General features: G+C 30.4%; 6 protein-coding genes, 1 tRNA gene and 1 riboswitch. Of the genes, 2 read left to right on the plus strand and 5 right to left on the minus strand.

The features are described from left to right. The first annotated feature begins 4 nt into the window (after positions 1-4). Positions 5-78: transfer RNA gene (locus ASC36_RS06880), tRNA-His, on the plus strand. 1,272 nt (positions 79-1,350) lie between these two features. Next, the gene (locus ASC36_RS06885; RefSeq protein WP_167336875.1) at positions 1,351-4,911 is read left to right on the plus strand and encodes a C10 family peptidase; all 3,561 of its coding nucleotides are present in this window, start codon (positions 1,351-1,353) and stop codon (positions 4,909-4,911) included. 73 nt (positions 4,912-4,984) lie between these two features. Here ASC36_RS06885 and ASC36_RS06890 read toward each other — a convergent pair whose 3' ends face one another. The 5 genes from ASC36_RS06890 to ASC36_RS06910 all read right to left on the minus strand — a co-directional run bounded on the left by ASC36_RS06890 (position 4,985) and on the right by ASC36_RS06910 (position 13,280). Further along, positions 4,985-6,250, minus strand: coding sequence for an APC family permease (locus ASC36_RS06890; protein ID WP_055425759.1), 1,266 nt, complete (start codon positions 6,248-6,250; stop codon positions 4,985-4,987). 28 nt (positions 6,251-6,278) lie between these two features. Further along, positions 6,279-8,723, minus strand: a complete 2,445-nt coding sequence (locus ASC36_RS06895) for a TonB-dependent receptor plug domain-containing protein (RefSeq protein WP_055425760.1) — start codon at positions 8,721-8,723, stop codon at positions 6,279-6,281. 109 nt (positions 8,724-8,832) lie between these two features. Then, positions 8,833-8,931: riboswitch (SAM riboswitch) on the minus strand. An 85-nt stretch (positions 8,932-9,016) separates the two neighbouring features. Beyond that, positions 9,017-10,159 carry an MFS transporter gene (locus ASC36_RS06900; RefSeq protein WP_055425761.1) on the minus strand — a complete coding sequence of 381 codons (1,143 nt, stop codon included), beginning with the start codon at positions 10,157-10,159 and terminating at the stop codon, positions 9,017-9,019. Positions 10,160-10,253: 94 nt separating this feature from the next. Further along, positions 10,254-12,785, minus strand: a complete 2,532-nt coding sequence (locus ASC36_RS06905; RefSeq protein ID WP_055425762.1) for an ATP-dependent Clp protease ATP-binding subunit — start codon at positions 12,783-12,785, stop codon at positions 10,254-10,256. 159 nt (positions 12,786-12,944) lie between these two features. Continuing rightward, on the minus strand, positions 12,945-13,280 hold the full coding sequence (locus ASC36_RS06910) for a DUF2149 domain-containing protein (protein ID WP_055425763.1): 336 nt from the start codon (positions 13,278-13,280) through the stop codon (positions 12,945-12,947). Positions 13,281-13,282 lie beyond the last annotated feature (2 nt).

The following is a 13,282-nucleotide window of genomic DNA, read 5'->3' on the forward strand; positions in this document are numbered from 1 at the left end:
AATGGTGGCCATAGCTCAGTTGGTTAGAGCGTCGGATTGTGGTTCCGAAGGTCGTGGGTTCGAGACCCATTGGCCACCCAAATCTTAAAAGCACTTCTATTTACAATCTTGGAGCATTCTTGAAACCTATGAAGTGTATATTTGTTAAAAATAGCAATGTAATTAATTGCATATGATAACTATAACAAATATTCGCTACTCTTAGTCTGAAATTTGGGTACCTCCCCTAAGTTTTATTTAATTTCACAATTTTAAAAATTTCTTATCTTACTCTAAAATCTTTATACTTCATTTATACCAATTACACTAAATATCGAGTAGATTCTGGTCTTTTCAAAGTAATTTTTAATAATTGTTGTAAGTATTGATCAAATTAATACTAAAAATGGATTTTCCAATAGTATAGACTTTAAGAACTTTATTCAACTAAAATGATTTTATTATATTAACGAGTTAATATTTATTATTTTTTATTACAATTTCTAAACAATATGCACCAAATTTATCATTTATTTAATCACTTAATCATATACATGACAAACTTATAAGTATATTTTCTAAATTTTAATTTTTTTGAAAACTAACTGTTTTTTAAAGTTAAACCCTTCATTGATATAATTAAATTATTAATAGGATTAACAAGTCAAATAGTATACTTAAAAAATAACTATTTATGATTTAAACTAAATTTAATTTCTCTTTAGCTAATAAATTAATTCTAACTTAAAAATTAGTTTCATTTTGACTATTTCAGTTATTATTACTGTTAAACCATATTCATCAGAAATTAAATAAAAAATAAAGAATTAAAATGAATATATATTAGATAAATAGAGCCTGATCTTCCATAAATTTTAGCGTATTACAAAGTTTTCAGTTAAATGTATAACAGGCAATCATTTTAATAAAGAAATGGATTAGCCGAAATTTATTTTCATATATAAAAATTAAATTCACATAATATTAATTTTAAATATAATTAAATAAAATAAATACACAATTATATATCATATTATTAATTATCCTCTAATATTAAATAAAAATATAAGATTATATTTATCAATATAAATAAACACATTGTTTATAATGTATTATCATAATTTAAATTATTTTTATATATTTGCCCCCTGTTAACCACAAAAATATATGTATATGAAAAAAAAATGATTAAGTTTTAAAGAATTAATATGTAAAATTTATACCTTTTTATATAGGTAATTTTGCTCATTAATATTCTTATTATTTAATTTTTATAATATAATAAGAATACTTGTTATTCAAATTAAACAATATTTTATGTAGTAATTTAATCTTAATAGTATTATGATAAACTTTAAACAATTACTTTTTATGTCCGTTTTTTTTGTATCAAGTGTATTACAGGCGCAGGACATTTCAGAAAAAACTGCTCAAAAAGTAGCAAATAATTTTTTAAAGCTTAAAATAAAAGATCCTTTAAAAAAACTATCTAAACAACTAAATTTAGTAAATATTACTTCAACTATTGACAAAAAATATAACGGATTTTATGTATTTACAGTCGAAAATGGAAATGGATTTTGTATAGTTTCATCTGAAAGTGCAAATCATCCAATTTTAGCTTATTCAACTAATTCTACCTTATTTAATAGTAAAAAGAAATCTCCAGAGTTTTTGAATATTTTAAATAATTATCAGGATGTAAGCCAAAAGCTTAGAAAAAATGTATTAAAAAAAACTTATAGTAAAGACAGCGAATTAATTAAAAAAGAATGGGAAACTTTAATTTCCGACAATGAGCTTTATAGCTCACAAAATTTAACTAAAAGAATATCTAACGGTTCATCATTACCTGAATCAGTAGCACCTCTTATAAAAACTGAATGGGATCAAAGTCCACTTTATAATAAATATACTCCGGTTACTTATGAAGGGGAACCAACATATACAGGTTCCGCCGCTACAGCTATGGCTCAAATTATGAAATATTGGAATTATCCTACAACTGGTAGTGATTCAGTATCATACCGAATTCCTCAAACTTATTTTTATTACTATTATAATTGGAGATGGAAGAAGTTGAGTGCTAATTTCCAAAAGACAACGTATCATTGGAATAAAATGCCTATAGCACTATCAAACAGTTCTTCAGAAGATCAGATAGATGCAGTAGCTACTTTGATGTTACATGCTGGGATTTCTGTTAATATGATGTATGGACCTATAGGATCCGGAGCACACAGTGATAATGTTCCTTACGCATTAAAAAAATATTTCAAATACAGTTCAGATATTAAATTAAAAGAAAGATCCGATTATAATTCAGATGAAGAATGGTTAAATGTAATTAAAGGTCAAATTTCTAAAGGTTACCCTGTTTATTTTTCATCCATAAGATCCGATGCAGAACATGCATATATTGCTGATGGTTATGATTCCAATAATTATATACATCTTAATTTAGGCTGGGCTGGGGAAGCTAATGGTTATTATTATATTAATGACCTTCGTGGATATTCCTCCAGTCAGTTAATAGTTATAAATATTTATCCTTCAGAATACAATTGTCAACCTCCGACAGGACTGTCTACTTCAGACATAACCTCTAATGCTGTTACCTTCGCTTGGAATAACGATATAACATCTAAAAATTATAAAATACAATATAAAGAAAATGGAGATAAAGATTGGACTATAGCTGCTGAAAAGACGACAGGATCATCTTTTATATTATCTAATTTATCGGCAAATACAACATATACGGCGAGAGTAATAGCTAATTGTGATACCATTGACTCGAAATCAAATAATTTTGCTGAAATATCTTTTCAAACTAAAGCTGATAAGACACATACAATAGGTTCGTGTATTAATAATTTTGAACCTAATAATTCTTTTGATGATGCCCATTTGATAAAAACAGACTCTACTTATTATGCTGGTATAGGTTCTTCTAATGATGTAGATTATTACAAATTTGTTATAACAAAAAATTCAAATTTAATAATAACTCTTAATAATTTTTTTAAGGATTACGACATAAAATTATACAATCGGTATAAAGAAGAAATAGGACAAAGCATTGCTGGTAGTAATACAAGAGAAAAAATCAAAGTCGAAAATATTTTACCCGGAACTTATTACTTAAAAGTATATGGATATGAGGGAGCCTTCGATGAATCACAATGTTACGAATTAAATATTCTTACCTCACCTACTACCCCTTTATGTAGCAATAATTACGAGCCTAACGATTCTTTTGAAGAAGCTTATCCGATCGATATTTTTACTACATACTATGCCAGTATAGGGTCCTCTAGAGATAAAGATTATTATAAATTCTCTTTAGATACAGATTCAGATGTTAATATTATTCTTCAAAATATTTACTATGGGTATGATTTTAATCTATATGATTCTTCTAAAAATTTGATAGGAAAAGGTTTATCTGATCAACATAATAACAAAATTATTCATGCTAAAAATCTTTCTTCAGGCACCTACTATGTTGAAATAACAGGTAGATTTTATCCTTTTGAATGTTATAATCTGTCAGTTGATACTAATGTTTCCAGTAATTCATGTATTAATAATTATGAACCTAATGAATCATTTAATAATGCGATTGAAATTAAAACGAATAATGTCTATTCTGCAGGAATAAAAGTTCCGAATGATCTAGATTATTATAAGTTTACTTTAGACAATAAATCTAATGTTACTGTAACTCTTCAAAATATAACTGATAAATATGAATTAAAACTATTTAATTCTTCTCAAACAGAAATTGGAAGTAGTTATAATGAAGATAAAAGTGATAAAATTATTAACATTAACGATCTTGAACCGGGAACATATTATATACTGGTACAAGGAATTGAAGGAGCATATAATATTACACAATGTTATGGTTTATTGGTTGAAACCAACTCTTCATTTTCTCCATGTAATAACAATTATGAATCTAATGATTCCATACAAGATGCAACTCCTATAGATATAAATACTAAATACGAAGCCGGAATAGGTTCTTCAACCGATAAAGATTATTATATGTTCACTATCAATGAAACTTCTGACATTACTATTTTGCTTCAAAATCTTCCTAAGAATTATGATTTAAAACTTTATGATGATTCTGGTTATGAGATTGAAAATAGTACAAATAAAGGTAATACAAGTGAAAAAATTGAGGAAAAGGATTTACCTGCCGGTAAATATTATGTATATGTATACGGATATGAAGGCGCATTTGATACAAATCAATGTTATAATTTAGAAGTTAGAGCTACTTCAACTATTAGCAAATCTTTATGTAGCAATAACTATGAACCTAATGACTCTTTTGATTCAGCTTATGCTATTAGGAATATTTTAACTTATTCATCAGATATTAGCTCACCTACTGATCAAGATTATTACAAAATCTATATAGGAGGAAATTCTGATTTACTGGTTATTTTAGAAAATCTACCTCATGATTATGACCTTAAACTGTATGATAGTTTTAAAAGAGAAATAGGAAGTAGTGCTAATAACGGAACTACAAAAGAAGTTATTAATGCTAAAAATTTAACTGGAGGCATTTATTATGTATATGTATACGGGAAAAATGGTGCTTATGATCCCAATAAATGCTATAATCTAAGTGTAAATTTTGTCCCTGCTGAAAAATCAACTGAGTCTAGCAATATAAAGAATTCCATTATCTTATATCCTAATCCTGTTCACGATGTTATTAATATAAAAGGTTTAAATATCTTAGAAAAAGAAGGCCTTACAACTTTAACAATTCTAGACAGGAATGCACGAGTTGTTAAAACTTTGCAAACTAAAGTTGAGGATAATACACTTATAAATGTTTCAGATCTACCTCCAAATCACTATTTTTTACAGATTCAGGGAAAAAATTACAGATTCATTAAAAAATGAGTTTTTTAATGAATAATTAAAAGAAACCGAAAGAATAATCTTTCGGTTTTTTAATTTTCATAATTCATAATTACTAATTAACTTTTTTTTTGTCAAAAAAATAAAGTATCATACCTATTCCTACAATACCTAATCCAATAATACTTTCACGAGGATGATTAATAAATGTAAAATACAATATATAAATGCTGAAAAGTAAAAAGATTATGGGCATCAATAAAAAAATATTCCTTTTAAATAATACTCTATCCTTTTTCTTGATAAACAAAGAAGTACTCACAGCAGCTGTTGAAAGAAGTTGAAGAACAAACGCAGTATAGATAAAAATTTCCTCAAATTTACCGCTTAATATAATTAATATGCTGATAATTGTATGAGCTATTACAGCATAAATGGGTATTTGGTTTTTATTTTCTTTACCTAAAATACTCCATAGATGATTTTCTCTAGCTGTTGCCTGTGTGACTCTCGATCCAACCCATAAATAACCACTAATGGTTGAAACTAATTGTAAAGCTATCAAATAACTGATCCATTTTACACTCTGTGATCCTAGAATATTAGTAAATGCTATGTTGGCAATATCTTCTTTTCCTTCCATTTGTTCTATCGACGCATGTTTTAAAAAAACGAAATTTACCAGGACATAACTTACTGTGACAAATATAGTTCCTGTTATCAGAGCTTTAGGAAGATTTAATTTAGGACTATCAATTTCTTCAACAATATAAGAAGCTGAGTTCCAACCGGTATATGCATAGGTAACAAATACTAAGGAACTTGCAAAAGCCGGTAATACCAGTTCATAAGTCCATGAGTTATCCCACAATAAAGCATTGGATGGAGATGGGTTAATACAAATTCCTATTAAAATTATCATAATAATAAATGCAACTTTGAGGACTGCAAATATATTTTGAAAACGACTACTTACCTTTAGGCTAAAACATTGAAAAATAGCTATAATAAAAATTATAAGTATAGCAAAAATTCTTTCATTTTGAAACCCTAAATATTTAGACATTGCCAATGCTGCTAAGGCAATAGGGCCTGAGAAGCCTACAATCATCGAAACCCAGCTGCTAATATATCCCATAATGGGATGATAGGTGCGAGAAAGATAAATATAATCCCCACCCGATTGCTTAAAATGAGCACCTAGCTCTGCATAAATAAAAGCCCCTATTAAAGCTAGTATTCCTCCTATGGTCCATAAAAGAATGATCGTAAAAGTATTGTGTAATTCCGGCACTTGATATCCTAAACTTGTAAACACTCCGGTTCCTACCATATTGGATATGACTATGGCAGTTGCTGTCTTCCAGCCTATTTTTTTCATATTTATTTCAAATATATATGCATATTTTTTAAAAATTCATAGATAACTTAGTAAACCAATTTGCTCCGGTCATTCCCATCTGAACCGGTGCATATTTGAACACATTATAATAAGAGTTTTCATATATCTGCTTATCTGGGAAAACATCAAAAATATTATTACCTCCTATAGTTAATGTTAAATCCTTTCGTATGATATAGCTGATACTAAAATCTGTAACTAACTTAGGATCATGATGTTGTACCGAACCGTACGGATATCCGTCTCTGGTAACTTTACCGAAATAGGTATTTCTTATTAAAAGATTCCATTTCATTATATTATAATTTAAACCTAAAGTTGCCTTTGTTTTAGGACTTAATGATTCAATGATATTAGTTTGATCCGGCCCAAAATATTCATTTCTATCTCCTTCAAATACTTTTGGAAAATGATAATCAACAATTTCAGTTTCTGTATAATTCCCTGATAAGCTTACATTAAGAATTCCTGTTCCTAAGCCAACATTATAAGTGGCTACTACATCAATTCCTTTAGTTTCCGTATCTATCGCATTTGTAAAAAATCTTGCACCCTCCACTCCATAAGATTCAACTTTTGAATTTACAAATTCACTGGTAAGCACGATACGATTATTAACCTTTATATAATAAGCATCAGCCGTTATATATATTTTTTTAGAAGGTTTGAAAGTTAAACCTACACTTGCATTAATTGACTTTTCCTCTTTAAGTTTTTCAATACCTAAAGCTCTTGCCAGAGGACTATCATTGGTAAATATTCCTTTTGTAACCACGCCTGATCCTGAAGATGATATGCTTGCAAAAGAATTGTTAAAATATTGCTGTTGCAAGGACGGAGCTCTGAATCCATTACTAAATGCACCTCTGATTGCAAATCCGCTTAGATATTCATAACGTAATGCCAACTTTCCTATCCAAGAATTACCAAAATCTGAATAATGTTCGTACCTACCAGCTAAATCACTCGTAAATTTTCCATTTTTAAATGCGATATCAGCATAACCGGATGCATTATTCCTGTCTTTTTTTAATGCATTTTCGGGAGAAAAACCTATAAACCCCTGTGCTCCCCCCTCTCCTAATATATCTGAGGAATGGGTAGAAGAAGTTACCGGATTTCCAAATCTATCATAGTGCATCCAAGAGCCTTCTTCTCCAGCCTTTATTCTATATTGTTCGTATTTAAATTCTCCTCCGAAAGCAACCGTAAAAAGATTATTGATTTTTTTAGAAATATCCATGTTTACAGTATTTTGCTTAAATTCATGTCCTCCGGCTTTAAATTCTTTGGGTGAATGTATTCCTAAAGAAGCGTTATTTGTATGTGATGCTTTATAATTAAATAGGTTTTCCCCAAATGTATTACTTATATCTATAAACCAATTATTATAGGCATATCTTACTCCTGCAGAGTTGGAAATATCATAAATGGTTGATTTTAATAATGGTTGAAAACCTATAGGATAGAGTTCTTTAACCACCTTATTTTTATCGCTTGGAAGCCTTCTAAATTCAGCCCCTTCGCCTTGCCTTAAACTAGCTCCACCAAATAGATAGAACTCAAGATTTTCGGACAATGGATAAATGGAATTGATAAAAAACTGTTGATTTTTTATTTGTGCATCTCCTGCTCTGAAGCGAAAATCTCTTTGAGTAAGCCCCATTTCAGCCATAATTTTTTCATCATTTATTCTGGCCTGATTAGGGTCTGGTGCAAAGTCGTACGCAAAATTACCACCAAATTTATCCAAGTTGTTATCATAGGATCGATTAGTTTTATTTCTTTGGCTGACCACAAAAGAAAGATTGATGCTTCCTCCCTTATCCCCTAATTTAGACCCATAATTCCCGCTAAAATTATAATTTTCTCCATCGTTTCTATTGGTTAATCCATATGTTACTGATGCCGATCCTTTCTCATTCTTTTTTAAAATAATATTAATGACTCCTGCTATCGCATCCGATCCGTATTGAGCTGCCGCTCCGTCTCTTAAAACCTCTATTTTCTCAATTGCGGAAACCGGTATGGCACTTAGATCCGTTCCTACAGAACCATTACCTACTGTATTCTGATAATTGACTAAAGAAGTAGTATGTCTTCTTTTTCCATTTATTAAAATTAAGACCTGATCGGGTCCCATTCCTCTCAATGTTGCCGGATCGATATGTTCTGTACCATCTGAAGAAGACTGGCTAACAGAATTAAATGACGGAACTAAATAATTTAACAAATTATTAACGGTTAACTGGGGAGATGCTTTTTCTATTTTTCTGACATCAATTACATCTATTGCAACGGGCGAATTTATTTTAGTCCGTTCAGAACTTCGACCACCTACTACAACGATCTCTTCGAGGTCTAAGGGGTCTACCACCCGTTTTTCTTGAGCATCGATAAAATTGGTAAATTCTAGAATTAAACTTACTATTAACAAAGAAATTTTTTTCATTATTTTTCCTTACAGTTACTAAATTATATTTAATTAAAACTGTATCAAGAAAAACCGGAAAGGAAAAAGAAATTATTCACTGATCATATGTATCATAAAAAAAGCGAATCACTCATCTCCCCCATCAGGGCTGGAATTAGCACCAAGCCTAAGTAGACCGGTTGCCAAGGTTTCACAGGGCCAGTCCCTCCACCTTTCTTGATAAGTAATGTAAATATACTATAATTTTTATAAAAAAATAATTTTATATCATATAATTCATCATTTGATTTATGTAAAGAAATAAATTTGCTTTATCTTAAAAATTTTACCAAGAAAATGATTCCAATTCCAAATAAGGAAATAAAGGAAAAAGAAATCTGTAGCGAAAATTTTTCAGCTAAAAAACCTATGCCAGGAGGACCTAGAAAAAAACCTATAAAGGCAATGCTTGTTATAACTGTAAGTGCCTGTTGCGGCGTAGTAGTTTGGGAATTTCCTGCCAATGTATATACTATCGGCACTACTGCAGAAATACCCAATCCAACAATAATAAAAGAGATGAGTGTGGTTAAAAGAGTTGGAAATAAAACAGCACTCATCATTCCAATAAAAATTAGTGTACCACTAATGATCAATGTAATTTTGGGCCCAAATTTTCGAACAACATAATCCGAAATAAACCGTCCAATAGCCATAGCTGCCATATAGGCAGTTAAACCATATCCTATATATTTTTTATCTGACTTAACAATATTCCTCATATATTCGTTGGACCAATCGGTCATAGTTCCTTCTGAAACCATTGCAAAGAAGGCTAAAAATCCTAAAATTATAAGATTTTTATCATCCAATATATATTGAGATTTTTTCTTATTTTCAATCGGTTCTTCTTTAACTTCATCAAGTAACAAATACCTGAATAATAAAAGGGAAACTATGATTCCTACTGAAGAATATAAAATAAAATGCTCAAAAGGTGGAACATTTTTGGCTATCATTACCGCACCTAACCAAGATGCAAAAAATCCGCCTATACTCCAAGTACCGTGCATGGAACCTATAATCTGCCCCTTATAAGATTTAGATACATCAACTGCCTGAGTATTGATAGCTATATTGGTTAGATTTCCTAAAGCACCATAGACTATTAAGTTTAACTTCAATTGCCATAATTTATCACAAAATCCAATTCCAATTAAAAATAAAAAGTAAAGTACGATAAACAAAAGGGTGGATTTTTTACTTCCCAGCTTTTTTATAAGATTTCCGGCAAATGGTAATGTAATGAGTGTTCCTATAGATAAAAATAATAATACAAGACCCCAATCGGAATCAGAAACGTTCATCGATAATTTGATGGTTGGAATTCGTGAAGCCCAGGTTGCTGAGCTGCCTCCAAAGAAAAAAAATAAAAAAGTTACGGCCATCCTTGGCAAATGCTTTTTGTTTATCATTTTTAATTCAATACTATTTTATTTACAATATTCATATTCATAACGTAAAAAAGCCTGCTTGATTCAATCAAACAGGCTTTGCATTATGCGTTTTTTATTCTTTAGTAGGAGATTCTTTTTCAACCTCCATAATTTTAATTTCTGTACTGTCTTTTTCTTTATTTAATTGGATATAGAGATGATCTCCATCATGAATAGATGAATTGATAATTTCTTCAGCAATTACATCCTCCACATATTTTTGTATGGCTCTTTTAAGCTGACGTGCACCAAAATTGTTATCCCAACCTTTTTCAATAATAAATTCTTTAGCTTCCGGGGATAATTCAACTTTATATCCTATTTTGATAATTCTATCGTATACATGTTTCAACTCTATATCTATAATTTTGGATATATCATCCTTTTCCAGATTATTAAAGATAATAACATCATCTATCCTATTTAGGAATTCCGGAGCAAAGGTTCGTTTTAATGCATTCTCTAAGGTAGATTTTGCTCTTACATCAGAGGACGATTTTTTTGCTGACGTTCCAAATCCAACTCCATCACCAAATTCTTTTAGCTCACGTGTACCAATATTGGAAGTTAAAATGATTATAGTATTTCTAAAATCTATTTTTCTTCCTAAGCTATCCGTAACATGTCCATCATCTAAAATTTGTAAAAGAATATTAAATACGTCTGGATGTGCTTTTTCTATCTCATCTAATAGGATCACAGCGTAGGGTTTTCTTCTTACTGATTCAGTCAACTGTCCCCCTTCTTCATATCCCACATATCCCGGAGGTGCCCCTACTAATCTCGATACTGCAAATTTTTCCATATATTCGCTCATATCTATTCTAATGAGAGCATCATCTGAATCAAATAATTCTCTTGCTATAACTTTTGCTAACTGAGTTTTCCCAACTCCTGTTGCTCCTAAAAATATGAAAGTTCCTATAGGTCTATTAGGATCTTTTAATCCTGCACGGTTTCTCTGTATAGCTTTTACTACTTTATTAACCGCCTCGTCCTGGCCTATAATTTTACCTTTAATTAAATCTTTCATTTGGGCAAGTTTTTTAAGCTCACCCTCTGCTACTCGTTGTACAGGAACACCACTCATCATGGAAACTACCTCTGCAACATTATCTTCGGTTACAATCTCCCTGTGTTCTCTTGAAGATTTTTCCCATTCTCTTTGTGCATTAGCTAATTTTGATTCAACTTCTTTTTCGGTATCTCTTAACTTGGCAGCTTCTTCATACTTTTGGCTTTTAATAACTTTAGTCTTTTCTGCTCTGATTTTTTCTAATTCTTTTTCATAATTCACTATTTCTTTAGGAACCTTGATATTTTTGATATGAACTCTAGAACCTGCTTCATCTAGTGCATCAATTGCTTTGTCTGGTAAATATCTGTCTGTGATATATCTTATAGTAAGGTTTATACAGGCTTTAATCGCATCGTCTGTATAAATTACGTTATGATGTTCTTCATATTTATCTTTAATTTGATTCAATATAATAATGGTTTCTTCCGGAGAGGTTTGTTCCACCATTACTTTTTGAAAACGCCTTTCTAATGCCCCATCCTTTTCAATATATTGTCTATATTCATCCAAAGTAGTCGCTCCTATACATTGAATTTCTCCTCGTGCTAAAGCCGGTTTAAACATATTTGAGGCATCCAAAGAGCCTGTTGCTCCACCAGCACCTACTATAGTATGGATTTCATCTATAAAGAGAATAATATCTGAATTTTTTTCGAGCTCATTCATTATAGCCTTCATTCTTTCCTCAAACTGTCCTCGATATTTGGTACCTGCTACCAGGCTTGCTACATCTAGGGTAACCACTCTTTTATTGTATAAAACTCGTGATACTTTTTTTTGTACAATTCGTAATGCAAGGCCTTCAGCAATGGCTGATTTACCGACTCCGGGCTCGCCTATCAATAGCGGATTATTTTTTTTTCTCCTGCTTAATATCTGGGATACTCTTTCTATTTCTTTTTCTCTTCCTACCACCGGATCTAATCTACCTTCAATGGCAGCAGTTGTTAAATCTCTACCAAAATTATCTAAAACCGGAGTCCTGCTTTTAGATTGATTGGATCTACCTCCTTTGGGTGCTTCATATTGGTTTCCTTCACTGACTCCTTCTTCTTCTGAAAATTCATTAGCAGGTTGGTCGGTGAAATCGTCTTGAAATTGAAATCTATATTCTTCTCTTACGGTATTTGCATCAATATTATATTTTTTAAAAAGCTGGGTAACAGGATCACTTTCTATCCTTAATATGCATAATAATATATGTATGGTTTCTATTTCTGGACTTCTAAATAGCTTTGCTTCTAAAAAACTGGTTTTTAAAGCTCTTTCGGCAGCTTTAGTAAATGGGATACTATTTCTATCTACTTTTATACTAATATCAGGTTTATTAAGATTTTCAATTTTTTGTCTTAAGTCACCTAAATCAACATTTAAACTTTGAAGTATGGTAATAGCTTTACTATTACCCTCACGTATGATTCCCAGTATAAGATGTTCCGTCCCTAAATGGTCATTACCTAATCGTAATACTTCTTCATTACTGAAGCTTATTACATCTTTTACTTGTTGTGAAAAATTTTCATTCATGTATGACTTACTGTTCTATATTATAATATTTTACGATTTTAATGATGCATTTATCATGCCAGCTTAGTTTTCGGCTATTTTGTCATATTCCCTGATAAAGTATAATCTTTTTTATGATAAATGTACCATAATAATTTAAAATATCATATAATGTTGAAACTATTTTTCGGGAACATATATGACTTCACCATTTTCAAGTTCATAGGCTGTCCCTACTTTTCTTCCTTTTTTATTTGTAGATTTTTCTTGAGATGGGATATACTTATTTATTTTATTTCCTTCTTTGGTTAGGATCTCCATATCTTCTTTTCCGGGATTTTTAACAATTGTAAAATCTTCTTTTGAAAATACTTCACTCATATTTAAATTCATTACCATGGCTACCATGAGGGCAACGGCAAACACCATAGCTACATCAAACAGGTTAACAATTACGCTAAGTGGATCGGTATCTTCTTCTTTTAAAAACCGGTTAATTCTTCTTGGTCTTTTCATTA

It is taken from the genome of Apibacter mensalis (genome assembly GCF_001418685.1).
Lineage (GTDB): Bacteria > Bacteroidota > Bacteroidia > Flavobacteriales > Weeksellaceae > Apibacter > Apibacter mensalis.

Bases quoted from the DNA above. Each gene is read 5' to 3' on its own strand.
- ASC36_RS06885 (WP_167336875.1), top strand. From the start codon at position 1,351: ATGTCCGTTTTTTTTGTATCAAGTGTATTACAGGCGCAGGACATTTCA.
- ASC36_RS06890 (WP_055425759.1), bottom strand. From the start codon at position 6,250: ATGAAAAAAATAGGCTGGAAGACAGCAACTGCCATAGTCATATCCAAT.
- ASC36_RS06895 (WP_055425760.1), bottom strand. From the start codon at position 8,723: ATGAAAAAAATTTCTTTGTTAATAGTAAGTTTAATTCTAGAATTTACC.
- ASC36_RS06900 (WP_055425761.1), bottom strand. From the start codon at position 10,159: ATGATAAACAAAAAGCATTTGCCAAGGATGGCCGTAACTTTTTTATTT.
- ASC36_RS06905 (WP_055425762.1), bottom strand. From the start codon at position 12,785: ATGAATGAAAATTTTTCACAACAAGTAAAAGATGTAATAAGCTTCAGT.
- ASC36_RS06910 (WP_055425763.1), bottom strand. From the start codon at position 13,280: ATGAAAAGACCAAGAAGAATTAACCGGTTTTTAAAAGAAGAAGATACC.